Genomic DNA, 24334 nt, shown 5'->3' with positions numbered 1-24334 from the left:
TTCCTCACGCCTAAAGGAGGCGGCGGCGGAAGCGCCACATCACTGCGGCGTTGGCGACGAGCACCACCGCGCAGATCGCCCCGGCGAGCCGTCCGACGAGCACTGTCATCGCCGGCAGCGACGCCCACAGCACGATCGTCAACAGCATCATGTACCGGCCCCGGCGGCCCTTGATCCGGCTGTCCAACCGGGCGAAGAAACGTGGATCACTCTCCCGCAGCTGGCGGGTGATCTGTTCGAACCTGCGCTGATCCTCTTGGCTGAGCATGGCGGTGCCTTCCCCTCACGGCTTCAGCGGTTCGGCGGCATACCCGGATCGGAGGCCGGTCACGCGCCGCCGCTGCTGCTGTTTCGCCGTACCGGACAGGGGGAACGAGCTTCTCAGCGCAGGCTTATCCGTACCTTAAGTTTCGGTGAGGCGCTGAACGCGTCCGGCGGCGGCGGCGGGGTGCGAAACCTCGCATCCGGGCGCTGTGCGCCCGGGTCGGCCCTGCTCCGGAGGCCGCCGCGCCCCGGCGGTCGGGACGCGCCCTCCCCGGCAGGTATGAGCACTGTCTTAAGTGCGCTCACGAGCGCGTCCGGCGCGCCTTGAGCGGCCGGGACGGCATGGCTACTTTCCCGTAGGCAACTTCTCCGGCAACCGTCGCCGCCCCTGCGCCACCCGACCCCCCGGGTGGCAGGCGTGCCGGCGCTCGAAGAAAACGGGATAGGTACATGGCCGACCTGAACGTGCCACCGCGTCGCCCCCGGGACGATCGCGGCTGGGACGGATACCAGCACCCCCATCCGGACGGGTACCGCGACCCGCACGCCGCGCCGCACGCCGGCGCTCACCCCGCCGCAGGCCCGCAGTGGGTCGGGCCGAACGGTTTCGCCCCCGCCGCGCCGGCCCCCGCCGGCTACCCCCAGTCCGGCGGCTACGCCCAGTCCGCCGGCGGGTACGGCCCGCCGCCCGGCGGTGGACTGCCCGACCTGGACGACGACGGCGACGAGGCCCCGAAGCGGGGCCGGCGCCGGGCGCTCGCCACCCTCGGCGGTGCCGTGGTGGTCGCCGGTGGCGCCGCCCTGGCCATGTCCCCGCAGGTGCGCGGCCTGTTCAGTGACGCGCCGGCCGGCGACGCCACCGGCACCGTGACCACCGACGGCAACGCCGCCCGGCCCAGCGGGCAGCAGCCCAGCACAGTACGGACCTACACCGAGCAGAACGAGAGCTACATGGGCTCCCGGGCCGGCGAGGCGCTCAAGCGCAACGCGCCGTCCGGCGGACGGCTCTACGGCAGCCCGGCCGAAGCCGCCGCGGCGACCAAGGTGACTGTGAAGACGGTGCTCGCCAAGGACCCGATCCGGCACCTGTTGAGCCGGACCACCTTCGGTCCGACGCAGAAGATGATGGCCGAGGTCAAGCGGGTCGGCATCGACGACTGGCTGCGTGGGCAGCTCCAGCCGGAGAAGCAGGCCCCGACGAAGGCCGAGCTGAAGCTGGCCGAGCTGCAGTCGCTCAAGCTGAGCCCGACGCAGCTGCGTGACCAGCGCGAGCAGCTCAACGAGAAGGGCGTCGACCCGGCCCGGGAGACGGTGGACGCCACCATCGCCCGGCAGATCTGGTCCGACCGCCAGCTGTTCGAGGTGATGGTCGACTTCTGGAACGACTTCCTGCACGTCGCCGCCGACTTCGACGGCGGGGAGAACTACCGCAACGCGTTCGACCGGGACGTCATCCGCAAGCACGCGCTGGGCAGCTACCCGGAGATGCTCGTCGCCGCGAACAAGCACCCGGCGCTGCTGCTCTACCTGAACCAGGTCGACTCGCGTAAGGACGCGGTCAACGAGAACCTGGCCCGGGAGAACCTGGAGCTGTACTCGGTCGGCGTCGACGGCGGCTACACCGAGAAGGACGTCCGCCAGGCCGCACTGCTCCAGACCGGACGCGGTGTCGCCGACGGCAAGTACAAGTTCTTCGCCGAGCGGCACTACCTCGGCAAGGTGAAGATCCTCGGGTTCAGCCACGCCAACAACTCCGACGACCCGGTGGCCGCCGACAAGGTCATCGACTCGTACATCCGCTACATCGCGATGCACCCGTCGACCGCGCGGTACGTGGCACAGAACCTCGCCACCCGCTTCGTCTCCGACACCCCGCCGAAGTCCGTGGTGGACCGGCTCGCGAAGGCGTACACCACGAACAAGGGGCAGATCCGGCCGGTGCTGGCGACGCTGTTCAGCTCCTCGGAGTTCTGGGCCGCGGTCGGGCAGAAGGTACGCCGCCCGATGGAGTACCTGGTCGCCACGTACCGGGCGCTCGGCGTCTCGCCGGACGCGGCCCCCGACTACTCCGGCGACAACCGGCGCACCCCGTTCGCGCAGGGCCTGCGGCAGATCCAGGACAAGATGCGCGAACTCGGCCAGTACCCGATGGGCAAGCCCACCCCGGACGGCTACGCCGACGTGTACCTGGCCTGGACCTCGGCCGGCACCATGATCGACGGCTGGAACGAGGCCGGTGACCTGATCGCCGGCTACCGCAAGCAGTTCACCTTCGTGAAGCCGGAGAAGCTGGTGGCGAAGCCGCCGGCCACCGCCGGGGCGTACGTGGACGCGCTGGCCCAGCGGCTGGTGCACCAGAAGCTGAGCGCCAAGGAGAGGAAGCTCGTGCTCGCCGTCGCCGGCGTGGCCGAGAGCGCCAAGGTCGACGCCACCTTCAACGGGGCCATCGCCGCTGTCGCGCGGACGATCCTCGCGTCCCCCCAGCACCACCTCCGGTGAGGCATTCGATGGAGATGACCGTGAACCCGTACCCCCTGCACCCCGAATGCCCCGACCTGCGGCGGCTGGCCGACAACCCGGCCGAGGCGCTGCTGCGCGCGGAGGCGGACATCGTCGCGGCCGAGAACGCGGCCGAGACCGACCGGTACCGCCGGCTGGAGGAGATCGAGGAGGCGCAGCAGGACGGCCGGGGCGTCACCCGGCGTACCTTCGTCGCCGGCGCCGCCGCGACCGCGACCGCGCTCGCGACCGCGCAGTTCGTCACCACGTCGGCGTCGTTCGCCGCGACCAAGACCGGCACGCTGATCCACGTCTTCCTCTACGGCGGGCTGGACGGGCTGAGCCTGGTCGCTCCCGCCGATGACCCGGTGCTCGCCAAGGCGCGCCCCGACCTGCTGCTCGGCAACGACTCGCTGGCGCTGGCCCGCGGCTTCAAGCTCACCAGCGCGTTCGCGCCGCTGGAGAAGTGGCTCAAGGCCGGGCAGCTCGGCTTCGTGCCGGCCGTGTCCGACCCGCGCCTGTCGCGCAGCCACTTCCAGGCCGCCGACGCGTGCAACCTGGGCGGCCTGCCCGGCGAGACCGGCGGCCGGGGCTGGCTGGACAGCCTCGTCGACTCGCTGGGCAAGGGCACCGCGTTCCGCAGCGTCGGCATCGGCAGCACGCTGCCCCGCTCGCTGGTCGGCGTGAACGGCGCGATCTCCCTCAACAGCGTCGGCGACCTGCGGCTCAACGGCGCCGACAAGTACCGCGCGGCCACCGAGAAGGCCATCCGTGGCCTGTTCACCGGCATCAACCACCCGGTCGAGGAGGCGGTGCAGGAGGGCATGGGCGCGCTCGCCACCGCGCAGAAGCTCGCCGCCAAGCCGTACGCCGCCGCCGAGGGCGTCCAGTACCAGGGCGTCGGGAACGCGTTCAAGCAGCTCGCCCAGCTCATCAAGGGCGGCGCGAACGTGCGGGTGGCCACGGTCGGCATGGGCGGCTACGACACCCACGAGAACCAGGGCACCCGCGAGGGCGGCCAGCTCTGGCGGCGACTCAACGAACTGGCGAACGCGATGGCCGCGTTCTTCACCGACCTGGGCGACCAGGCGGCGGACGTGACCATCATGGTGTCCAGCGAGTTCGGCCGCCGGGTCGGCTCCAACGGCGGCGGCACCGACCACGGGCACGGCGGCGTGGTCACCGTGCTGTCCGGCCGCAAGCTCGCGAACTCGCTGCTCGGCACCTGGAACGGGCTGGACAAGCTGGACAGCGGCGACGTGCCGGAATACAACAACATGTTCAACGTCTACGGATCGGTCGCGCAGGGCCGCTTCGGCCTGACCACCGCCCAGGTGGACAAGGTCTTCCCCCGGCAGAAGTTCACCCCGGTCAAGATCTACGCGTGACGTACCAGGACATCCGCGCCGCCGGCCGCCGTACCGGGCATCCCGCCCCGTACGGCGGCCGTCCGGCTGCCCCCGTACCCCCGGGTCGTCCGCGTCGCGGACCCGGCGGCCGGCGTGTGCTCGCCGCGTTCTTCTGGCTGGGCCTGGTCGCCGCGGTCGGACCGTGGTGGCTGGACACCCCGGCCGGATCGCTCGCCGACACCGCCGACCTGCTCACCGCGGGCGGCCGGATCACCGGCCTGATCGCCGGCTACCTGCTGCTGGTGCAGGTGCTGATGATGAGCCGGCTCGGCGTGCTGGAACGCGCGCTCGGCGGCGAGCGGATCTCCCGGGTGCACCGGGACCTCGGTGCGACGCTGCTGGTGGCGGTGCTCGCGCACATGTCGCTGCTGGTGGTCGGCTACGCCCGCCAGGAACGCAAGACGGTGCTCGGCGAGGTCGGCGCGCTGCTGACCGACTACGAGGACATGGTCACCGCGTTCCTCGCCGCCGGGATCCTGGTCACTGTCGCGTTCACCGCGGTACGCGCCGTGCGGCGCCGCCTGCCGTACGAGCTGTGGCACCTGCTGCACGCCGCCAGCTACCTCACGCTGCTGCTCGGCTACGCGCACCAGTTCAGCAACGGCGCACAGCTCTACGAACCAGGCCCGGTGCGTACCGGCTGGATCGCCGCGTACCTGCTGGTCGTGGCCGCGCTGGTGTGGGGCCGGATGCTCGCGCCGCTGATGTTCAACCTGCGGCACCGCCTGCGCGTCGCCGACGTCGTGGCGGAGAGCCCGGACACCGTCTCGGTCTACCTGACCGGGCAGCGGCTCAACCAGATCGACCTGCTCGGCGGGCAGTTCTTCCGCTGGCGCTTCCTGAACCCCGGCTGCTGGTGGCAGTCGCACCCGTTCTCCGTCTCCGCCGCCGCCAACGACCGCTGGCTGCGGATCACCGTCAAGGTCGTCGGCGGGTACACCGCCGAACTGCGCGACCTCACGCCCGGCACCCGGGTCTGGGCGCAGGGCCCCTCCGGCACGTTCACCGCCGCGCACCGCACCCGGGAACGGGCGCTGCTCATCGCCGGGGGCAGCGGCATCGCGCCGTTGCGGGCGATGCTGGAGGAACTGCCGCCCGGCGCGGCGCTGATCTACCGGGCGCGTACCCCGGCCGACGTGCTGCTGCACCAGGAGCTGGACTGGCTCGCGCAGGCCCGGCACACCTCCGTCTGGTACGTCGTCGGCCGCCGTGACGACCCCGGCCCCCGCCAGGTGATGAACCCCGAGGGCCTGCGCCGGCTCGTGCCCGACCTGACCCGCCGCGACGTCTACCTGTGCGGCCCCGGGGGCCTGGTCGACGAGGCGGTCGCCGCGCTGCGGGCGGCGGGCGTGCCCCGCCGCCAGATCCACCTGACCGCGTTCGAGCTGTAGAGAGGCACTACCCATGCGTCGCGCGCTGCTCGCGATCACCGGACTGGCCGCCGGCACCACCGCACTGGTGGTGCTCAAGGGCGCGCCGGGCGCCGGGCAGGCCGGAGCGGACGTACCGGCCGCGCTCGCCCCGGTCGCCCCCGGCGGCTCGGCCGCGCCCGAACCGCCGTCGCCCACCGGCTCCGCGCCCGCCGACGTCACCCCGTCGCCGCGCGCCTCGTCGAAGCCGACCCCGAAGCCGACCGCCGACCGCAGCGCGGCCAGCCGGGGCGGCACCCGTACCACCACCGCACCCGCCGCGCCACGGACCACCACCAGCGCGCCGAAGGTCACCACCCGCACGGTGACCGGGCCGTCGGTCACCTACGAGTACGGCTCGCTCCAGGTCCGGATCACGCTCAGCGGCAGCCGCATCGTCGACGCCACGGGGATCGGGCTGCCGCTGGGCGGGCAGTCCGGGCAGCGCAGCGACGACGTGCAGGCCCGCTACAGCGGCACCTCCGGCGAGGTGGTGGCCCGGCAGAGCGCCAACCTGAGCACCGTGTCCGGGGCCACCTACACCAGCACCGCGTACAAGCAGTCGTTGCAGGGCGCACTGGACAAGGCGTGACCGTCCCGGCCTCCGCCGTTCGTCCCGGCCTGCGCCGGGTGGAACACATCATGGGTACGGCGATCAGCCTCGACCTGGCCGACGACCTGCCCGCGTCCACCCTGCACGAGCTGGCCGGGGACACGTTCGGCTGGCTGCGCGAGGTGGACGCGCGGTTCAGCACGTACCGGGACGACAGCGAGTTGTGCCGGATCGACCGGGGCGAGCTGCGGGTCGCCGACGCCTCCGCCGACCTGCGGGCCGTGCTGGCCGCCTGCGCCGACCTGTGGACCGCCACCGACGGGTTCTTCGACGCGTACGCGACCGGGCGCCTCGACCCGTCCGGCTACGTGAAGGGCTGGGCGGCGCAGGTCGCCTCGGACCGGCTGGTCGCCGCGGGCGCGCCGAACCACTGCGTGAACGCGGGCGGCGACGTGCGCGTACGCGGCCGCGACGCGACACGGCAGCCGTGGCGGATCGGGGTGCGGCATCCCTGGGACGCGGCGGCGATCTGTCTGGCGCTGACCGGCACCGACCTGGCGGTCGCCACCTCGGGCGTGTACGAGCGCGGCCACCACGTCGTCGACCCGCGCCGGGGCATACCGGCGACGGGCTTGCGCTCGGTGACTGTGGTGGGCCCGGACCTGGGCGTGGCCGACGCGTACGCGACAGCCGCGGTGGCGATGGGCGAACCGGGCCTGGCCTGGCTGGACCGCCTACCGTCCCCCTGGCAGCACGCCGTGGTAACGGACGACGCTCACCAACACCACTCCCGCACCCTCCCGCTCTCCTGACCTACGTCCCCCTCCCCCTTGCCCCGTTGCTCATGAAGTTAGCGGCACCGCCGCCCGGCGTGTCGCACTGCCAACTTCATGATCAACGGGGCGTCGGGCGAGGCGCGGGCTGGGAGGGAGAGGAGAAGCGGGGTCAGCGGAGGGGGCGGTGGAGGATGGCGGGGCGGGAGCCCGTCGGGCGAGGGCGGCCGGGGCGGACGCCCAGCGGTCGGGTGAAGGCCCACGGGTGCAGGCGGCGGCGGGGCCGCGCCGGCTCGGTACCGCCGGTGTGGCGGGCAGCGTCGTCCCTGGACATGGTCAAACCCCCGCTCTGGCGCAGACGCGCCCTCGCCAGGTTCAACGAGTCCGGTGCCGGTGAGGTCGCTGTCGGCCACCCGTCCGGGGCGCCGGACCGACCATGACCAGGAGAAACGTCAGCGGCCCCGGCGGGGCAGCGGGAGATGGCCGGGGAACAGGTCCGCGCCGAGCGTCACCCCGGCCGCCCGTAACGCGGCGATCAGCGCGTTCTGCACCAGGTACGAGTCGGGTAGCTGCCAGCGGGCCTGCTCCGGGGCGACCGCCCAGCGCACCGTCCCCTCGGGCAGCCGGGTCGGCGGGGCCGGAATCCACGAGCCGGGTCCGTGGCGGACCACGTGGAAGCAGTGCTCCAGTTCGGGCCGCAGCGGGTCGCCGGGGCGTACCAGGAACATCCAGCGGCCGGTCGGGGTGACCAGCGCGGGCCCGCGTACGCCGAATCCGGCGGGATGGGTGGCGACCGCGTCCAGGACCTGCCGGCCCAGGTGGGCGGCGACCTCCAGGACGTCGAAGGCGCGGCCGGTGGGCAGCAGGATGCCGTGCGGGCGGCTGCGCCACCAGGTGGCCACCCGGGCCGGGTCGGCGCTGGCGGCGTGCTCCCAGTCCTCCAGGGCCGGGTGGCAGCCCACCGTGGGGCAGCCGGCCCGGCCGCAGACGAAGCGGCTGTTCGCCAGGCAGGCGCCGGGGGTGACCGGCCAGCCGTGCAGCGCGTACCGCACCGCGATCCGGCGCAGCCGGACCCGTTCCAGCGGCGAGAGGTGAGCGACGCGCGGTCGGACGTTCCTCCACATGTCTGCCGTCCCCTCTGGTCCCGCCGAACCGTCCACAAGCCCCGACCGCTCACAAGCCGAACCGTCCACAAGCCACACGTTGAAAGCCGTCACTGCCGTAACCCACGCTCGTTGAGGTGACTAACGGTCGGTGCAACTTGCACGAAAACTACGAGAACTGGCTGGACGGTGGACGCACAACCTGTGCGATCGGCGCGAGCCTGGGGGACGTGGGGGGACCGGCCGGCGCCGTGAGGGGGAGGGAGCGGGAATGGACGAACTGCCCATAGGCCGGCGGGTGGCGTACTGGCGGAGCCGCCGCAAGATGTCCCAGCAGGTCTTCGCCGACCGGCTCGGCAAGTCCAAGAGCTGGGTGGACAAGGTGGAGCGCGGCGTCCGCCGGCTGGACAAGTTCTCCGTGCTCTACGAGATCGCCGACATCCTCCAGATCGACGTGCAGTTGCTGCACGGCAAGGACCCGGAACGGCGTACCGACGCGCTCAACTGCATCGACCAGGTCGAGGTGGAGGAGATCCGCACCGCCCTGGAGCGGTACGACTCGATGAGCGCCTACTTCGACGCGGCGCCCTACCCCCCGCCGCTGGCCGACATGCGCAAGGCCGTGAACCACGCCTGGCTCACCTACCAGTACGGCCGCTACGGCATGCTCACCCGCGCGCTGCCGAAGCTGCTGCGCGACGCCCAGGCGGCGGACGCCGGCTACGCCGCCGGCGACCAGGTACGCGAGGCCGCCCACCTGCTCGGGCAGGTCTACCAGATCGCCTCGTCGGTGCTGCGCAAGCTCGGCGAGTGCGACCTCGCCTGGCTCGCCGCCGACCGGTCGATGGCGGTGGCCCAGCGCGCCGACGACCCGCTGCTGGCCGGCATCGCCACCACGCGCGTCTGCAACGCGCTCGTCGCGATGGGCCGCCCCCGCCCGGCGCTGGAGCTCAACGTCCGCATCGCGGGCCGGCTCGCGCCCGGCGGCGACAACGACGTCCGCCCGGAACGGCTCTCGGTGTACGGGATGCTGCTGCTCCAGGGCGCGATGGCGGCCGCCCGGATCGGCGACTCGGCGACTGTGGACGACCTGCTCGCCGGCGCCGACGAGGCGGCCAAGCTGCTCGGCGGCGACCACAACCACTACTGGACCTCCTTCGGCCCGACCAACCTGGAGCTGCACCGCGCGGCGGCGGCGGTCGAGCTGGGCGACGGTGGCCGGGCGGTGGAGACCCACATGCGGCTGGCCGAGCCCGCGTTCAACGCGCTGCTGCCGGAGCGGCGCGCGCACCACCTGCTCGACCTGGCCCGGGGCTACTCCCAGATCGGTGACGTGGCCAGCGCCGGGGACATGCTGCTGCGCGGTGACCGGCTCGCGCCGTCGGAGATCCGGTGCCGGCCGATAGCCCACGAATTGATGTCCGAGATTCTCCGTCGCACACGTGGTGCGCCGCCTCCGCCGATCGCGGAGTTGGCTGAGCACATGGGAGTCGGAGTATGAGCGGTCCGGAGACCGCGAACGGGCACCAGCGGGTGCTCTATGTCATCGCCTGCGGTTCGCCGCTGGCCCGTCACGTCGGCCGGCTGGTCGACCTCGCCCAGCGGGAGGACTGGACGGTCTGCGTGGTCACCACGCCGGACGGCGCGAAGTTCGTCGACCGGGCGGCCCTGGCCCGGCAGACCGGCCACCCGGTGCGTACGCACTACAAGAACCCGGGTGACCCGGACGTGCTGCCCCCGGCCGACGCCATGCTGGTGTGCCCGGCCACCGTCAACACGATCAACAAGTGGGCGGTCGGCATCACCGACACCCTGGCGCTGGGCCTGCTGGTCGAGGCGCAGGGGATGGGGGTGCCGATCGCTGCCGTGCCGTACACGAACGAGGCGATGGCCGGGCACCCGGCGTTCCGGGCCAGCCTCGACCGGCTCGGGCAGTGGGGCGTCCGGGTGGTGTTCGGCGACCACGTCGTACGCCTGCATCCGCCCGGCACGGGGGACCGGCGCGCGGACGCCTTCCCCTGGGACGCCGGTCTGTCCGCCCTGCGCGGCGCGGACCGGCCGGTCGCTCCGGTCGGCTGAGAGGCGCGATGGGCACGGCCCTCGGCGGACGCCGGGGGCCGCGCCCGGCGGCGGTCGGCGTGTACCGGCCCGGACGCCGGTAAGCTGGCCGCCCGTGAGTACTACCGTCGCCGACGTGGTGGCCGCCCTGGACCGCCGTTATCCGCCCGCCTGGGCCGAGGAGTGGGACCGGGTCGGCCTGGTGCTGGGCGAGCCCGACCACCCGGTACGCCGGGTCGCCTGTGTGGTGGACGTGGTCCCGGAGACCGTGGACGAGGCGCTCGACGTCGGCGCGGACATGATCGTAGCGCACCACCCGCTACTGCTGCGCGGCGTCTCCTCGGTGGCCGCCACCACGTACAAGGGCCGGATCGTGCACCGCCTGATCAAGGCGGACGTCGCCCTGCACGTGGCGCACACCAACGCCGACGTGGCCGACCCGGGCGTGTCCGACGCGCTCGCCGCCCGGTTCGGGCTGACCGGGCTGCGCCCGCTGCACCCGCCCCGCCCCGGCTCGCCCGCCGCCGGGCCCGGCCGGGGCATCGGCCGCATCGGCGAGCTGCCCACCCCGATGACGCTCGCCGAGCTGACCCGGCTGGCCGCCGCCGTGCTCCCGGTCACCGCCTGGGGAGTTCGCGCCGCCGGGGATCCCGGGCGTATGGTTCGTACCCTCGCCGTCAGCGGCGGCTCGGGGGACGGCTTCCTCGCCGAGGCGACCGCGGCCGGGGTGGACGCGTTCCTCACCGCGGACCTGCGCCACCACCCGGCCGGGGAACACCTCGCCGCCGGTGGCCCGGCGCTGCTGGACGCCGCCCACTGGGCGACGGAGCGACCCTGGCTGGACGACCTGGCCGCCTACCTGGCCGCCGAGCTGGACGTCGAGACCGTGGTGTCCGACCTGGACACCGACCCGTGGACCGTGCACGCCGCCGCGCCCCGGCCGGACGACAAGGAGCCCCGACGTGAAGGCTGACCCGAAGGTGCAGCGCCGCCTGCTCGACCTCCAGGCGATCGACACCGCGCTGGCCCAGCTTGCGCACCGCCGCCGCACCCTGCCGGAGCGTGCCGAGCTGGAGGCCCTGGCGCGTGAGCTGTCCGCGCTGGAGGACGAGCGGGTCCGCGCCCAGGTGGCAGTCGACGACCTGGACCGGGACATCGCCCGGATCGAGAAGGACGTCGACCAGGTGCGGGCGCGCAAGAGCAAGGACGAGGCCCGGCTGGCCTCGGGCAGCGGCCCGGCCCGCGAGCTGGAGGCGATCCAGCACGAGCTGGTCTCGCTGAACCGCCGCCAGAGCGACCTGGAGGACGCCGAGCTGGAGCTGATGGAGCAGCGGGAGACCGCGCAGGGCGTGCTCGACGGCATCGAGAGCCGGCTCGCCGAGGCCCGCGAGCGCCGCGCCGCGACCGAGCAGCGCCGCGACGACACCCTGGCGGAGATCGCCAAGGAGGAGGAGTTCAAGCGCACCTCCCGCCAGCCGCTCGCCGGTGACCTTCCGGCGGACCTGATCGGCCTGTACGACAGGATCCGCGAGGACACCGGCATGGGCGCGGCACTGCTCACCGGTGGCCGCTGCGGCGGTTGCCGGCTGGAGATGTCCGGCGCCGACCTGGCCCGCATCCGCAAGGCCGACCCGGACGACGTGGTCCGCTGCGAGGAGTGCCGGCGGATCATGGTCCGGACCAACGAGTCGGGCCTGTAGTCGTCGTGGCGGTGCGCGCGGTGGTGATCGAGGCCGACGGCGGCTCCCGGGGCAACCCCGGCCCGGCCGGTTACGGCGCTGTGGTCCGGGACCCGGAGACCGGCGAGGTACTGGCCGAGCGGTCCGAGTCGATCGGTACTGCTACGAACAACGTGGCCGAGTACCGGGGCCTGATCGCCGGGCTGGAGGCCGCCGCCGAGCTGGGCGCGGCCGAGGTCGAGGCGCGGATGGACTCCAAGCTGGTGGTCGAGCAGATGTGCGGCCGCTGGCAGATCAAGCACCCCGGGCTGCGTCCGCTCGCCGCCCAGGCGGCCGGGCTGGTCAGCCGCTTCGCCGCCGTACGGTTCACCTGGGTGCCGCGGGAGCGCAACCGCCACGCCGACGCCCTGGCCAACGCGGCGATGGACGCCGCCGCGTCCGGCGCCGCGCCGGCGGCCGCCCCCGTGAAGGCTGCGGCGCGGGAGGCGGCGGTCGTGCGGGCCACCGGCACCGACCCGGCCACCACGCCCGCCTCCTGGGAGCCGCGCCCGACCGAGGAGGCCACCCGGCTGATCCTGGTCCGGCACGGCGAGACCGAACGCACCGTGCAGAAGCGCTACTCCGGCCGGGGCGACGTGCCGCTCACCGAGCGCGGCCGGGCCCAGGCCCGGGCCACCGCCGAGCGGGTGGCCGCGCTGGCGCCGTCCGTCGCGGCAGTGGTCAGTTCCCCGCTGTCGAGGTGTACGGCCACCGCCGATGCGGTCGCCGCGCAGGTCGGCAACCCGCCGGTACGCACCGACGACGACCTGATCGAGTGCGACTTCGGCGTCTGGGAGGGGCACACTTTCGCCGAGGTACGTGAGGGCTGGGCGGCCGAGCTGGACGCCTGGCTCGCCTCCACGAGGGTCGCGCCGCCGAAGGGCGAGTCGTTCGTGACAGTGGCCGAACGGACCGGGCGGGCGGTCGACCGGCTGCGGTCGGCGTACCCGGGGGAGACGGTCGTGGTGGTCTCCCACGTCTCGCCGATCAAGCTGGTGCTGCGCGACGCGCTCGCCGCCGGCGACGCGTTCCTGCACCGGCTCTACCTGGACACGGCGGGCATCTCGGTGCTGGACCTGTACCCGGACGGCGGCGTCGCGGTCCGCTCGGTCAACGACACCTCCCACCTCACGGACCTCTGACGGCCGTTCGGCGCATGCCGGCGGCCGTTCGGCGCATCGACATCACCCGATTGGACGTGACCCCCGTCACAGGGTCGTAGCCTCCGGCCGTCACATGGCCCGCTACGAATGCCCGGAGGGGTGTCACATGTCCGCACCGGAACCGGAGGCGCTCGACACGGCGCGATCCAGGGCGAAGGACAAGAGTCCCTGGAACTGGTTGCTCTTCATCCCGATCGTGGTGCCGCTGATCCCGGCACTGTTCAACGCCGACTCGCCCCGGCTGTTCGGCTTCCCGCGCTTCTACTGGCTGCAACTGGCCTGGATCCTGCTCGGCGTCGGCACGACCACGCTGGTCTACCAGATGACCAAGAAGCGGGGTGACCACTGATGTGGCGGGACCATCTCACCGAGATCATCGTCTTCACGCTGCTGTTCCTGCTGGTCAGCGGCATGGGTTTCGTGGCGGCCCGGTGGCGCAGACCGAGGGACATGGCCCACCTGGACGAGTGGGGGCTGGGCGGGCGCAGCTTCGGCGGCTGGATCACCTGGTTCCTGGTCGGCGGTGACCTCTACACCGCGTACACGTTCGTGGCGGTCCCGGCGCTGATCTTCGGGGCCGGTGCGGCGGGCTTCTTCGCGGTGCCGTACACGATCGTCATCTACCCGCTGGTGTTCCTGGTGCTGTGCCGGCTCTGGTCGGTCTCGCACCGGCACGGCTTCGTCACTCCCGCCGACTTCGTCCGCAACCGGTTCGGCTCGCCGATCCTGGCGCTGCTGGTCGCGATCACCGGCATCGTCGCCACCATGCCGTACATCGCGCTGCAGCTGGTCGGCATCGAGGCGGTGCTCAAGACCATGGGCGTCACCGGGGACAGCGCGCTGGCCCGGCACCTGCCGATCATCATCGCGTTCGCGATCCTGGCCGCGTACACCTATCAGTCAGGGCTGCGCGCCCCGGCACTGATCGCGTTCGTCAAGGACTCGCTGATCTACATCGTGATCCTGGTCGCGGTGATCTGGCTGCCGTACAAGCTCGGCGGCTGGGGCGCCATCTTCGACGCGGCCGACGCGAAGTTTCAGGCGTCACCCGCGCCCGGCGACGGCATCCTGCTCAACCAGAACAACCAGATCCAGTACGTGACGCTGGCGTTCGGCTCGGCGCTGGCGCTGTTCCTCTACCCGCACAGCATCACCGGTGTGCTGGCCAGCCGGAACCGCGACGTGATCAAGCGGAACATGTCCGCGCTGCCCGCGTACAGCCTGCTGCTCGGGTTGATCGCGCTGCTCGGTTACATGGCCATCGCGGCGAACGTGAAGCCGCTACCAGGCGCGAAGGAGGGCACCACCGACGGCAACACAGTGGTGCCGCTGCTGTTCGACCAGCAGTTCCCGGACTGGTTCGCCGGGGTCGCCTACGCCGCCATCGGCATTGGCGCCCTGGTGCCCGCGGCGATCATGTCGATCGCGGCGGCGAACCTGTTCACCCGCAACATCTACAAGGAGTACCTGAAGCGGGACGCCACCCCCGCGCAGGAGGCGAACGTCTCGAAGATCACCTCGCTGGTGGTGAAGGTTGGCGCGGTGGCCTGCATCGTCTTCCTCGACCCGCAGTTCTCCATCGACCTCCAGCTCATCGGCGGCGTGATCATCCTGCAGACGCTGCCGGCGGTGGCGCTCGGCCTCTACACCCGCTGGTTCCACAGGGGCGCGCTGATCGCCGGCTGGGCGGCCGGCATGGGCCTCGGCATGTGGATGCTCTACCAGATCGGCAACCCGGCGACCGGGAAGAAGCACTTCGCCGGGTCGGCGTTCCCGCTGGAGAAGTTCGGCTTCGACACGCCGAAGACGATCTACGTGGGCATCGTGGCGGTGCTGGTGAACCTGGTGGTCGCCGCGCTGCTCACGCTGGTGCTGCGCGCCGCGAAGGTGGCCGACGGGCCGGACGGCACCACGCCGGACGACTACTTCGCCGACGAGGGCGACCCGCGCGTCACGCCCGGCGCCGACCGCGACGCGGACTCCGCGCGCGAGCCGGTGGCGTAGGGGAGGCGGGCCCCCGTCCGCCGGGCGGGGGCCCGCAACGCGCCTCAGCGGCGGCGGTTGCGCGCGTCGAGCGCCTCGTTGAGGCGGTGCAACATGTCCGCCAGCGTCTCCCGGTCCGCCTCGGGCCAGGCGGCGAGGATGTCGCCGTACAGCCGGGTGCGGGCCGCCCGGACGGCGGCCATCCGCTGGAGCCCGGCCGCCGTCGCGGAGATCACCGTGCCGCGCCCGTCGGCCGGGTCGGGGGTACGGGAGATCAGCCCGTCGCGCTGGAGCGCGGAGACCTGCCGGGTGACTGTGGAGCCGTCCAGGTTCAGCCGCGCGGCCAGCGCCGAGACGTTCTGCGGGCCGGCGGCGTCGAGGTGCCGCAGGATCACGTACGCGGCGCGGTCGAGCAGCCGGTGCTCCATCGTGCCGGTGCCCCGGCGGGTGGCCTCGCCCAAGCGCATCAGCAGCGCGACCTCGGTTTCGATCCGGCCGAGGGTGACCTCGGCGGCGTGGACGTCCTCGCTCATAGCTGTATGATACAAGAAAAATACCTGTACGATACAGCTATCTGGGAGGTTGCGGAGTGGATCGCCGATCCGAGCCCAACCGCAGTGCCATCTACGCCACCACGCTCGTGGCGTTCCTCGCCATCGCCGGCATCGCCGTCGTCGATCCGATCCTGCCCGTCATCGGCGAGGCGATCGGCGTCACCGCCTGGCAGGTCGAGCTGCTCTTCACCGCGTACATCGCGGTCATGGCCGTAGGCATGATCCCGGCGACGCTCGCCAGCGGACGGTTCGGTTTCAAGCCGGTGCTCGTCACCGGCGTCTCCGTCGTCGGCGTGGCCGCGATCGGAGCCTCGTTCAGCAACGACATCGTGCAGCTCTCCGTGCTGCGCGGCGTCTGGGGCCTCGGCAACGCGATGTTCTTCGCCACCGCCATGGTGGTCCTGGTCAACCTGGCGAACGACAGGGAATGGGTGGTCGGCCTGTTCGAGACCGCCCTCGGGCTCGGCTTCGCGGTCGGCCCGCTGATCGGTGGCCTGCTCGGCGAGGTGAGCTGGCGGCTGCCGTTCTTCGTCTGCGGCGTGTTCATGGTGCTGGCGCTCGGCGTCGCCGCCCGCAAGCTGCGCGAACCGGCGAACAAGCAACAGCCGGTACGCCTCGGCCAGATCTTCGCCACCTACCGCAAGCCCGCGTTCGTGACGCTGTGCGTGGTCACCGCCGCGTACAACTTCGTCTTCTTCGTCGTCCTCGGCTACACGCCGCTGTTCCTGCGCCTCGACGTCATCCCGCTGGGCCTGGCGTTCACCGGCTGGGGCCTCGGCCTGGCCGCCGGCATCCTGCTGCTCGGGCACCGGCTCGCCCACCGCATCGGCGCCGTGCAGACCGTCGGCGTCGCCCTGCTCGGCCTGCTGGTGTGCATGGTCCTGTTCGCCACCTCCACCGGCACCGCCATGTCACTCGTCGTCCTCGTCGTCGCCGGCCTGTTCATGGGCCTCGCCAACGCCAACCTGACCGACCTGGCGCTCGGGCTCGGCTCCGCCGACCGACGCGTCGCCACCGGCGCGTTCAACCTGGTCCGCTGGGGCGCCGCCGCGCCCGCGCCGATCATCTCCGGCAAGCTCGCCGAGCACAGCCTGGCGCTGCCGTTCTGGGTCGGCTTCGGGGTGCTCGCCGCGGGCCTGCTCGCGTACCTCGCGTTCGGTCACCTGATGGCGGCCGGCTACGGCGAACGGGTCATCTGGAACCGGGCCGCCCGCCGCGCCGAGCACGCACCGGAGGAGCCGGTGGGGGAGGCCTACTGACCGCTCGTCGGTCAGGTCAGCGCGCGCCACAGCAGGTAGAGACCGATGGTGGTGCCGAACACCACGATGACGGTCTTCAACACCACCTGCGGAAGCCGGCGGGCCAGCCGCGCGCCCGCGTACCCGCCGAACAGGGTGGCCGGCGCGACCACCGCGACGGCCGCCCAGTTCACCGGGCCGAACAGGGCGAACACCACGAGCGTGGTGAGGCCCACCACTGCGGAGAGCAGGTTCTTCACCGCCGACACCCGGGCCAGCGTCGCGTCGAGCACCAGCGCCAACCCGGCCACCAGCATCACCCCGAGGGCCGCGCCGAAGTAGCCTCCGTACACAGTGCCGAGCGCGACCATGGTCTGCACCGTGACGGTACGGCGGCGCGCGCCCAGCCGTTCCGGATGGCCGACCAGCCGGCGCAGCGGACCCTGGAACGCGAGTACGGCGGTCGCGCCCAGCACCAGGAACGGCACCACCAGCTCGAACGCCCGCGCGGGAGTGGCCAGCAGCAGCACGCACCCGGCGATCGTGCCGACCACTGCGGTGGGCAGCAGCGACCACAGCTCCCGCCCGCGCGGCAGGTCCACCCGGCTGCCCGCCACGCTCGCCACGTACCCCGGGAAGACCGACACCGAGTTCGAGACGTTCGCCGCCACCGGCGGCAGGCCGGTGGCGATCATCGCTGGGAACGTGATCAGCGACCCGCCGCCGGCCACCGCGTTGACTGTGCCCGCGGCGAGGCCGGCGGCGATCAGGAGCGCGGCGTCGGAGAGATCCATGATCCCCCGAGGCTAGTCCGTCCGGTTCCCGGGCCGGTGGGCCGGTGGGTTCCGCGCCAGTGGGTTCCGCGCCAGTGGGTTCCGCGCCAGCTCGGGGAAGTGGCTGTATCGAGGGTCGGTTGATGCCGCCACCTCCCCGAAGTGGCGGGCGCGCACTCGCGGGCCGGGGTGGAAATGGACGCGGCGGGTGCGTCGTTAGGATGAGGGCGCGACGGACGAGTCGACCGGGCGGTCGCGTCGACGGGCTCCGGCCCGTCGCCGAGGAACGTCCGGACTCCACAGGGCAGGGTGGTTGCTAACGGCAACCCGGGGTGACCCGCGGGACAGTGCCACAGAAAACAGACCGCCGGCCCGTAACGGGACGGTAAGGGTGAAACGGTGGGGTAAGAGCCCACCAGCACCCCGGGTGACCGGGGTGGCTCGGTAAACCCCACCCGGAGCAAGGCCAAGAAAGGGCCGTCACCGCAAGATGACGACCCGCGCAGACGCTCGAGGGCTGCCCGCCCGATGTCTGCGGGTAGGCCGCTGGAGCCTGCCGGCAACGGCAGGCCGAGATGGATGGCCGCCGCCGGTGCGCCTACGGGCGTGCCGGTCACAGAATCCGGCGTACAGGTCGACTCGTCCGTCGCCCATCAGTTCAGACGCCACATCTGTCGTCTGAACTGGTCGTCGTTTGTCAAGACTCCATATGCGTCAGACGGGCCGATCACCTGGTAGGCGAGTGAGCGTCACCTGGCCGAGGGGGCGATAACACCATCTTCTGCCAGTTGCGGAACACGAAGCGGTGCACCGACTTCAACCCGACCCATAACGCCGGATAGAGCACGGCGCGGCCGAACCCGCGGACTGTCAACGTCGTGGTCCGGGTGACCTGCGTGCCATGACCAGCAGGGGCCATCTCGAATAGATCCCCGAGATAGTCAACGTAGCGGTGGAAACCAAGATCCGTCGACTGAGCCACCCCCGCTTTCATGGAGCTTCTTGATCATGGTCTTATGGCCGTGGGGAGGAAGTCGTCCGTGGCAGCACCGAAGAAGTACCCCGACGAGCTACGTCAGCGCGCCGTGCGCCTGTATCGCGAGTCGGACCCGAAGCCGGTGATCCGGCGCCTGGCCGAGCAACTCGGCGTGCATCACGAGGCGTTGCGGAACTGGATCCGCCAGGCCGAGGCCGACACGGGTGAGCGTCACGACCGGCCGACCAGCGAGATGGCGGACGAGAACCGGCGGCTGCGCAAGGAAGTTGCCGAGTTGCGGCGGGCGAACGAGATTCTGAAGGCCGCGAGTGCGTATTTCGCGGCGGAGCTCGACCCGACCCGGCGACGGTCATGAGGTTCATTCACGAACACCGTGACCAGTTCGCGGTCGCGCTCCTGCTACGGGTCCTCAACATCGGCGCTTCAACCTACTACGCGTGGGTCAAGCAGGCCGAGCAGCCCTGCGACCGGGACGTCGTCGACCTGGGGCTGATCTCCAACATCCACGAGATCTGGGAGACCTCCGGGCGCACCTACGGCGCTGACCGGGTCCACCGGCAGCTGCGCCGTGACGGCATCCGCGTGGGCCGCAAGCGCGTCGAGCGGCTGATGGCCGAGCAGGGCTGGCAGGGGGCGTTCCTGCGTCGAGGCTGGCGTGGTGGCTCCACGAAGCAGGATCCCCGGCACACGCCGGCGCCGGATCTGGTCAATCGGCAGTTCACCGCCGACGGGCCGAACCGGCTCTGGGTTGCCGACGCCACCCGCATCCCGTGCGGTGAGGGTGTGTTCTGGTTGGCTGCGGTCCGCGACGCGTTTTCCCGCCGGATCGTCGGGTGGAAGACGTCTGACCGCTGCGACACCGACCTGATCCTCGCCGCCCTCGAATACGGCATCTGGTCGCGCGACGTCCGCGACGGCCAGTTGATCCACCACAGCGACCGCGGGTCGAACTACACGTCGTTCCGCTTCGCGGAACGCTTGCAGGACAACGGGATCCTGCCGTCGATGGGCTCCGTCGGCGACTCGTACGACAACGCCCTGATGGAGAACTTCTGGTCCACGCTGAAGATCGAACTCGTCTACCGCACGTCCTGGCGGACCCGCGACGAGGCCGAGAACGCGATCTTCGCCTACATCGACGGCTGGTACAACACCCGCCGCATACAGAAGGAACTGGGCTACCTCAGCCCGAACGAGTACGAGACCGCCTGGCACACCCGCCAGCCGCAACCAGCCGAGCCACCTATCGCCACCCCTGCGCCAGCCGGCAGCAGGTAACCACCGCTCCATCAAAGCGGGGGGAACTCAACTCCATGTGGAACGCCAGCCGGGCTGGTGGCTCCCATACGGTGATCCGCTGCCGCACCACCCCTTGCTCCGAGACACACTGCCGGGCCGCGTCTACCTCGCCTGGGCCATCGGGCAACCGGCACATCGTCGGTCGAGGCGTACCCAGGTAGAACACCGGGCACCGGGGCTGCAGCTCAAGGCGTGAGTCGCAGAGTGCTGGCCACAGCACCTCAGGCGGGTGGGGGATCGCCCAGCGCGTACGCACGATCACGCCTCCGACGGTAGTCCCACCGTCAACGGTGCAAGAGCGTCCAGCCGGACGTGTCACCCACGTTCCGAGACTGCTCTGTCATGCAGGTCCTGAGAACCGACATCGTCGGCAGCCGGCCTTTCCTCCGCCGACTGATGCGCGACAGTCTTCCGCCACCTGATGTGCGACACCTGACCTCGCGGATCGCGTATGACCCCGCATCACTCAGGCGTCGACTGGTGGTGGTACCTCCGGTCAGTGTCGGAGGATCTGCAGTTCGTCTCCCCAGCCTTCGATGGTGGGGGTCAGCACGGGCACGGGACGCTCGTCGTCAAAGGTCGCGCAGAGGTTCTCGACCCGCTTGAAGGTTGCCCGTATGGCGGCCGGATCGCCGTCGAGGGTGGCCTGTAGCAATGACAGGAGTTCGCGTGCATCCCACTCAGGCACGGGGTGTTCGCGGAGTTCCCAAGGCAGATACTTGTGATAGGGACGCACCCGTCCGGCCAGCGAAAAGATGACGTCCAGCAGCCAGGGCACTGATTCGGCAGCATCGAGGCGGCGTTCCAATTCGCGTCCGTCGCGGTCGCTCTTGAGGGCCCGGTAGGCATAGTTCAGCCACCCGTCCAGGCGGTCATGCTCGACGAGAATCGTCTCTGCCTCGTCGGGCGTCACCGTGGCCAACCGGTGAAGGGCGGAGGACAGCCGGCCTTGTGTGCGGTCGAGGAGGATCGGGGCCCACGCGAACGACCAGCGGAACCACCAGCCTCCGCTCCCGAATGGGGGTACCTCTTCCAACTGGGAGACCGGAACCGGGATCTCGTCGAGGTCAGGGGATCGGGTCGTCTTGCGCTCGCCCATGCCCTGGTCGGTGAGAACGACGTACACGTCCAGGTCTGAGCGGTCCGTGGCAAGCCCTCGGCCTACCGAACCGGAGAGGACCAGGCCCACCAAGTCCTCGCCGTGATCCGTATCGTTCCGGTCCGCAAGCTCTGTCAGCACTTCCAGGCGCTGGGGCGAGAGACCCGGTGGAAGGTTGAGACCGTCGGGTGCTTTGGTCACGCGCAGCACCCTTCCCTCACCGAGCCGGTTGCAGCAAGCAAGTTTCTCGAACGGCGCTCCGGCCTGGCAGGACGTTCCAACGTTGAGCCAGGTGAGTCTGGTTCGACGCCAAAGCGTGTCGACTTGCCGTCACGGGGGCAGGCATCGTGCCGTCGAGGACGACCGGCATGCACGCGCTGCGGCACTTCCGCGCCTCGGCGCTGCTCGATGCCGGGGAGAGCATCAAGGCCCTCGCCTCCTACCTCGGGCACTCCGGGTGTCGATGGTCATTGGATGATCCCGGCGACGTGCGGCCGGTTGGGCTGGGACGACGCCGCGCGAAGGTGCCGTCCGTACCGGTCACCCGCTACCGGAATTCGTGGATGACCTCGATCGAACCGACGATGTGCGCGTTGAACTCGTCGAGTTCCTCGGCTGCAACCCACAGCATCGGAGCGGCGGATCCGCCGAAGGACCGTGTCGAGTAGCGGCCCAGGAAGCCTGTCTCGACGTGGAAGCGGGCCACGTAGCGCACGGATCCGAACAGGTTCCAGTCTTGGGCAGCTCTGATGGCGAAGTCCTCGTCGAGCATCGGGAAGAAGTGAGTGTGCTCCGGCGAGAGTGGCGGCCACCTGCGACCTCCTGCCTCGCGGACGAGACCGAGTTCCTGCTGTCCCAGGGGGCGCCACAGCACTGTCGTTACGTCGCTGCTCACGTCGCCCCCGCTGCCGCGGTCGGTCGCGATGCCGGACAGTCCCGCCGGATCGAACATTCGCCGCACCTCGTGCCCGTTGAGTGTGAGGTTTGCAGATGACTGCGCCGCGTGGAGGAGCGGAACTGAGCGCCTGACGGAGACTTCCGGATCTTGCCATGACCACCGACCACTGTCAGGCTTCGAAGATGACCTCGCTCCGGCTGATCGAGACCACTCCCGGACAGTATTCGCTGCTGCTGGATGCCGGGACTACTCCAGTCGACGGTGTGATCGGGGAGCTTGGTCACGAGCCCAACGGGTACTTCTGGGCAGGCGTCGCGGAGGTCCTCGTCCGCACCGGGGCCCCGGCGCTCGAAGGTCGATTCGCCTATGACCCTGAGGCCGGCATGTTCTGCGCCTACGGCACCGATCGAGGCGCGCTGCAAGAACTGGAGGCCTTGATGAACGCGGTCGCCACCGACGGTGAACGCATGCGGCGGCTGGTCAACGACGCCGCAGCGCGCGGGTTCGAGTTCGACGACTGACAGCTGACGCGGCGGGGAGGAGAGGCGATGGCGGACGTGGCGGTCGAAGTGCCCTCGCCCCTGCGTAAGTGCATCGCCTTCTGCGAGGTCGAGTGCGTTGTCGGGTGCTGCGGGATCGATGCCGTCTCCACGGACCCCGACCTGATCGAGGACTGGTGCCACCAGGTGGGCTCGGCCGCGGTGATCGAAGCCCGGCTTCAACTCATCGAGCTGATCGAGGTGGTCGAGGACCGCTCCCGTTGCGTCACGTCGGACTTCTTGAACCACCGCACGCATGACGAGGCCGCGCGGCGCGAGTTGCTGGATTTCCTGCACGCGCTCGACGCGGGACTGGCGGCCGGCGACGCGTCCGTGGGCGGCGCTGACACCTAGCGAGCCGGTGGCCGGTCCGGGAGCGACCGGGCGCTCCGGGGCGATCAGGACTTGCGATGATCCGGTGATGACCTCCTACGTGTCCCACACCACCGTGGACTGTGCCGACGCCTACGCCCTGTCCCGCTGGTGGGCATCGGTCCTCGACTACCGCGAGGACCCGGACGACCCGAACGAGCCGGGCCACGAGGAGTGCATGATCTCCTCGCGGGACGGTCGGCACCGCCTGCTCTTCATCGAGGTGCCGGACGCCAAGCAGGTCAAGAACCGCATCCACCTCGACCTGCGCCCGGTCGACGGCACGCGCGACGAGGAGTTGACCCGGCTGACCGGGCTGGGCGCGGCAGTGGTGGCCGACCGGCGCGAGAACGACGGCACCGGCTGGGTGGTGCTCGCCGACCCGGAGGGCAACGAGTTCTGCATCCTCCGAAGCGACGCCGAGGTGGCCGCCACCCGCTCGTGACAACCCCATCGATCTTGGAGTTGTGGCGCCCAGAAATTCCCTTTCACGAAGTTCGCGAGGTGCCAGAACTCCAAGATCGACCGGGCGGGCGCCGGAGTGCCCGGGCACGGGCGGCGGGGCGGGCGGCGAGGGCGGAAGGGCCGGTGTGGGACGCTGCGGTGGTGATCGAGCTTGCGGACATCCAGGCGGCCGCCGACCGGATCGCCGATGTCGTCGTGCACACCCCGACTCTGCCCAGCCCGGGACTGACCGAGCTGCTCGGCGTACCGGTCACCGCCAAGCTGGAGCTGCTGCAACGTACCGGCTCGTTCAAGGCCCGTGGTGCGGCGGCGAAGCTGCTTGCGCTCGACGACGCGGAGCGGGCGGCCGGGGTGGTAGCGGTCAGCGGCGGCAACCACGGCATCGCGGTCGCGGTGATGGCGGGTGCCCTCGGGGTGGCGGCGACAGTGGTCATGCCGCGCAGCGCGCCCGCCCGTGCGGTCGAGGTGGCCCGTGCGGCCGGGGCGGACGTGCGGCTGACCGAGGACATGGCCGGCGCGTTCGCGCTGATGAACCGGCTGCGGGACGAGGGCGTGACGCTGCTGCACCCGTTCGACGACCCGATCGTGCTCGCCGGGCAGGGCACCGTCGGGCTGGAGTTCGCCGACGACGCCGGTGAGCTGACCGACGTGCTGGTCAGCATCGGCGGGGGCGCGCTGATCTCGGGTGTGGCGGCGGCGCTGCGGGCGCGCCGGCCGGGGGTACGCGTCTGGGGCGTGGAGACCGAGGGCGCGCAGGCGATGTCGCAGGCGATCGCGAAGGGCGGCCCGGTCGAGGTGCCGCTGTCGTCGATCGTCACCACGCTCAGCGCGCCGAGCGTCTCGCAGCTCACCTACGATCATGTGACCGCACTGGTCAGCGACGTCCTCGTGGTCTCCGACGCCGAGGCGGTGCGGGGCACGCTGGAGCTGGCCGAGCACGCCAAGGTGTGGGCCGAGCCCGCCGCCGGGTGCCTGCTGCCCGCCGCCCGCCGCGTGGTCGAGCGGGTGGGCGCCGATGCCCGGATCGGCCTGGTGGTCTGCGGCGGCAACGCCACAGTCGCCGACGTGACCACGTGGGCCGGCCGTTTCGGCCTCTGACCCGCCGCCCCGCGACCGCCGCGCCGAGCGGACCACCACACGAAGCGCGCGATCTCCGCGCCGCACGAAC

25 protein-coding genes and 1 other RNA gene are annotated in these 24334 nt (G+C 71.4%); 20 read left to right on the top strand and 6 right to left on the bottom strand.

Annotated elements, in window-relative coordinates:
• Positions 1-10: 10 nt before the first annotated feature.
• Complete coding sequence (locus tag O7611_RS20560) at positions 11-268, bottom strand: DUF3040 domain-containing protein (protein ID WP_135241429.1); 258 nt, start codon at positions 266-268, stop codon at positions 11-13.
• A gap of 446 nt (positions 269-714) precedes the next feature.
• Here O7611_RS20560 and O7611_RS20555 point away from each other — a divergent pair, with 446 nt between their 5' ends.
• The 5 genes from O7611_RS20555 to O7611_RS20535 are packed head-to-tail and all read left to right on the top strand — an operon-like array spanning position 715 to position 6946.
• Positions 715-2763, top strand: a complete 2049-nt coding sequence (locus O7611_RS20555) for a DUF1800 domain-containing protein (RefSeq protein ID WP_269697408.1) — start codon at positions 715-717, stop codon at positions 2761-2763.
• 14 nt (positions 2764-2777) lie between these two features.
• The gene (locus tag O7611_RS20550; protein WP_228532201.1) at positions 2778-4151 is read left to right on the top strand and encodes a DUF1501 domain-containing protein; all 1374 of its coding nucleotides are present in this window, start codon (positions 2778-2780) and stop codon (positions 4149-4151) included.
• Entirely contained in the window at positions 4148-5563 is a 1416-nt protein-coding gene (locus O7611_RS20545; RefSeq protein ID WP_194801078.1) for a ferredoxin reductase family protein, read from the top strand. Before O7611_RS20550 ends, O7611_RS20545 begins: the two co-directional genes overlap by 4 nt.
• 13 nt (positions 5564-5576) lie before the next feature.
• Positions 5577-6173, top strand: coding sequence for an FMN-binding protein (locus O7611_RS20540; RefSeq protein ID WP_194801079.1), 597 nt, complete (start codon positions 5577-5579; stop codon positions 6171-6173).
• 50 nt (positions 6174-6223) lie between these two features.
• Positions 6224-6946: an FAD:protein FMN transferase gene (locus O7611_RS20535; protein WP_269698136.1), complete on the top strand. Its 723-nt coding sequence runs from the start codon at positions 6224-6226 to the stop codon at positions 6944-6946.
• 413 nt (positions 6947-7359) lie between these two features.
• Here O7611_RS20535 and O7611_RS20530 read toward each other — a convergent pair whose 3' ends face one another.
• Positions 7360-8031 (bottom strand): bifunctional DNA primase/polymerase, encoded by a 672-nt coding sequence (locus O7611_RS20530; RefSeq protein WP_120568671.1) that lies wholly within the window; start codon positions 8029-8031, stop codon positions 7360-7362.
• A gap of 250 nt (positions 8032-8281) precedes the next feature.
• Between O7611_RS20530 and O7611_RS20525 the strand changes: the two genes are divergently transcribed.
• The 7 genes from O7611_RS20525 (at position 8282) to mctP (ending at position 14953) form a co-directional block, all read left to right on the top strand.
• Positions 8282-9511, top strand: coding sequence for a helix-turn-helix domain-containing protein (locus tag O7611_RS20525; protein WP_194801080.1), 1230 nt, complete (start codon positions 8282-8284; stop codon positions 9509-9511).
• Complete coding sequence (locus tag O7611_RS20520; RefSeq protein WP_194801081.1) at positions 9508-10089, top strand: flavoprotein; 582 nt, start codon at positions 9508-9510, stop codon at positions 10087-10089. Before O7611_RS20525 ends, O7611_RS20520 begins: the two co-directional genes overlap by 4 nt.
• 94 nt (positions 10090-10183) lie before the next feature.
• Positions 10184-11041, top strand: a complete 858-nt coding sequence (locus tag O7611_RS20515) for a Nif3-like dinuclear metal center hexameric protein (protein WP_194801082.1) — start codon at positions 10184-10186, stop codon at positions 11039-11041.
• Positions 11031-11768, top strand: coding sequence for a zinc ribbon domain-containing protein (locus O7611_RS20510; RefSeq protein ID WP_194801083.1), 738 nt, complete (start codon positions 11031-11033; stop codon positions 11766-11768). The genes O7611_RS20515 and O7611_RS20510 overlap by 11 nt, the downstream gene beginning before the upstream one ends.
• Before the next feature lie 5 nt (positions 11769-11773).
• Positions 11774-12928, top strand: a complete 1155-nt coding sequence (locus O7611_RS20505; protein WP_269697407.1) for a bifunctional RNase H/acid phosphatase — start codon at positions 11774-11776, stop codon at positions 12926-12928.
• Positions 12929-13055: 127 nt separating this feature from the next.
• Positions 13056-13298: a DUF3311 domain-containing protein gene (locus O7611_RS20500; RefSeq protein ID WP_013475661.1), complete on the top strand. Its 243-nt coding sequence runs from the start codon at positions 13056-13058 to the stop codon at positions 13296-13298.
• Entirely contained in the window at positions 13298-14953 is a 1656-nt protein-coding gene (gene mctP, locus O7611_RS20495) for a monocarboxylate uptake permease MctP (protein ID WP_194801085.1), read from the top strand. Before O7611_RS20500 ends, mctP begins: the two co-directional genes overlap by 1 nt.
• Positions 14954-14997: 44 nt before the next feature.
• Here the strand turns inward: mctP and O7611_RS20490 are convergent, their stop codons facing one another.
• Positions 14998-15465: a MarR family winged helix-turn-helix transcriptional regulator gene (locus tag O7611_RS20490; RefSeq protein WP_121683530.1), complete on the bottom strand. Its 468-nt coding sequence runs from the start codon at positions 15463-15465 to the stop codon at positions 14998-15000.
• 56 nt (positions 15466-15521) lie between these two features.
• Here O7611_RS20490 and O7611_RS20485 point away from each other — a divergent pair, with 56 nt between their 5' ends.
• Positions 15522-16745, top strand: coding sequence for an MFS transporter (locus O7611_RS20485; protein WP_269697406.1), 1224 nt, complete (start codon positions 15522-15524; stop codon positions 16743-16745).
• Positions 16746-16756: 11 nt separating this feature from the next.
• On the opposite strand, the gene O7611_RS20480 is transcribed toward O7611_RS20485, so the two are convergent.
• Positions 16757-17518 carry a sulfite exporter TauE/SafE family protein gene (locus O7611_RS20480; protein ID WP_269697405.1) on the bottom strand — a complete coding sequence of 254 codons (762 nt, stop codon included), beginning with the start codon at positions 17516-17518 and terminating at the stop codon, positions 16757-16759.
• A 216-nt stretch (positions 17519-17734) separates the two neighbouring features.
• Between O7611_RS20480 and rnpB the strand changes: the two genes are divergently transcribed.
• The 3 genes from rnpB to O7611_RS20465 all read left to right on the top strand — a co-directional run bounded on the left by rnpB (position 17735) and on the right by O7611_RS20465 (position 19772).
• Positions 17735-18143, top strand: an RNA gene (gene rnpB / locus O7611_RS20475) — RNase P RNA component class A.
• Positions 18144-18537: 394 nt separating this feature from the next.
• Entirely contained in the window at positions 18538-18849 is a 312-nt protein-coding gene (locus O7611_RS20470) for a transposase (protein WP_194803493.1), read from the top strand.
• Positions 18846-19772, top strand: a complete 927-nt coding sequence (locus O7611_RS20465) for an IS3 family transposase (protein WP_194803492.1) — start codon at positions 18846-18848, stop codon at positions 19770-19772. The genes O7611_RS20470 and O7611_RS20465 overlap by 4 nt, the downstream gene beginning before the upstream one ends.
• A 517-nt stretch (positions 19773-20289) precedes the next feature.
• Here the strand turns inward: O7611_RS20465 and O7611_RS20460 are convergent.
• Entirely contained in the window at positions 20290-21093 is an 804-nt protein-coding gene (locus O7611_RS20460; protein WP_194801094.1) for a hypothetical protein, read from the bottom strand.
• 346 nt (positions 21094-21439) lie between these two features.
• Positions 21440-21844 carry an ADP-ribosylation/crystallin J1 gene (locus tag O7611_RS20455; RefSeq protein WP_228532176.1) on the bottom strand — a complete coding sequence of 135 codons (405 nt, stop codon included), beginning with the start codon at positions 21842-21844 and terminating at the stop codon, positions 21440-21442.
• 98 nt (positions 21845-21942) lie between these two features.
• On the opposite strand from O7611_RS20455, the gene O7611_RS20450 reads away from it, so the two are divergent.
• The 4 genes from O7611_RS20450 to O7611_RS20435 all read left to right on the top strand — a co-directional run bounded on the left by O7611_RS20450 (position 21943) and on the right by O7611_RS20435 (position 24264).
• Positions 21943-22311 (top strand): immunity 51 family protein, encoded by a 369-nt coding sequence (locus O7611_RS20450; protein ID WP_228532177.1) that lies wholly within the window; start codon positions 21943-21945, stop codon positions 22309-22311.
• 27 nt (positions 22312-22338) lie between these two features.
• On the top strand, positions 22339-22683 hold the full coding sequence (locus tag O7611_RS20445; protein ID WP_194801095.1) for a DUF6331 family protein: 345 nt from the start codon (positions 22339-22341) through the stop codon (positions 22681-22683).
• A gap of 67 nt (positions 22684-22750) precedes the next feature.
• On the top strand, positions 22751-23146 hold the full coding sequence (locus O7611_RS20440; protein ID WP_269697404.1) for a VOC family protein: 396 nt from the start codon (positions 22751-22753) through the stop codon (positions 23144-23146).
• 161 nt (positions 23147-23307) lie between these two features.
• Positions 23308-24264, top strand: coding sequence for a threonine/serine dehydratase (locus O7611_RS20435; protein WP_269697403.1), 957 nt, complete (start codon positions 23308-23310; stop codon positions 24262-24264).
• Positions 24265-24334: the final 70 nt, after the last annotated feature.

The organism is Micromonospora sp. WMMC273 (genome assembly GCF_027460285.1).
Lineage (GTDB): Bacteria > Actinomycetota > Actinomycetes > Mycobacteriales > Micromonosporaceae > Micromonospora > Micromonospora aurantiaca.
Note: the sequence above shows the minus strand (reverse complement) of the source record. Positions and strands in the feature narration are given on the sequence as shown.

Bases quoted from the DNA above. Each gene is read 5' to 3' on its own strand.
- O7611_RS20480 (WP_269697405.1), bottom strand. From the start codon at position 17,518: ATGGATCTCTCCGACGCCGCGCTCCTGATCGCCGCCGGCCTCGCCGCG.
- O7611_RS20530 (WP_120568671.1), bottom strand. From the start codon at position 8,031: ATGTGGAGGAACGTCCGACCGCGCGTCGCTCACCTCTCGCCGCTGGAA.
- O7611_RS20520 (WP_194801081.1), top strand. From the start codon at position 9,508: ATGAGCGGTCCGGAGACCGCGAACGGGCACCAGCGGGTGCTCTATGTC.
- O7611_RS20500 (WP_013475661.1), top strand. From the start codon at position 13,056: ATGTCCGCACCGGAACCGGAGGCGCTCGACACGGCGCGATCCAGGGCG.
- O7611_RS20440 (WP_269697404.1), top strand. From the start codon at position 22,751: ATGACCTCCTACGTGTCCCACACCACCGTGGACTGTGCCGACGCCTAC.
- O7611_RS20455 (WP_228532176.1), bottom strand. From the start codon at position 21,844: ATGTTCGATCCGGCGGGACTGTCCGGCATCGCGACCGACCGCGGCAGC.
- O7611_RS20535 (WP_269698136.1), top strand. From the start codon at position 6,224: ATGGGTACGGCGATCAGCCTCGACCTGGCCGACGACCTGCCCGCGTCC.
- O7611_RS20550 (WP_228532201.1), top strand. From the start codon at position 2,778: ATGACCGTGAACCCGTACCCCCTGCACCCCGAATGCCCCGACCTGCGG.
- O7611_RS20450 (WP_228532177.1), top strand. From the start codon at position 21,943: ATGACCACCGACCACTGTCAGGCTTCGAAGATGACCTCGCTCCGGCTG.
- O7611_RS20555 (WP_269697408.1), top strand. From the start codon at position 715: ATGGCCGACCTGAACGTGCCACCGCGTCGCCCCCGGGACGATCGCGGC.
- O7611_RS20560 (WP_135241429.1), bottom strand. From the start codon at position 268: ATGCTCAGCCAAGAGGATCAGCGCAGGTTCGAACAGATCACCCGCCAG.
- O7611_RS20525 (WP_194801080.1), top strand. From the start codon at position 8,282: ATGGACGAACTGCCCATAGGCCGGCGGGTGGCGTACTGGCGGAGCCGC.
- mctP (WP_194801085.1), top strand. From the start codon at position 13,298: ATGTGGCGGGACCATCTCACCGAGATCATCGTCTTCACGCTGCTGTTC.
- O7611_RS20465 (WP_194803492.1), top strand. From the start codon at position 18,846: ATGAGGTTCATTCACGAACACCGTGACCAGTTCGCGGTCGCGCTCCTG.
- O7611_RS20490 (WP_121683530.1), bottom strand. From the start codon at position 15,465: ATGAGCGAGGACGTCCACGCCGCCGAGGTCACCCTCGGCCGGATCGAA.
- O7611_RS20540 (WP_194801079.1), top strand. From the start codon at position 5,577: ATGCGTCGCGCGCTGCTCGCGATCACCGGACTGGCCGCCGGCACCACC.
- O7611_RS20445 (WP_194801095.1), top strand. From the start codon at position 22,339: ATGGCGGACGTGGCGGTCGAAGTGCCCTCGCCCCTGCGTAAGTGCATC.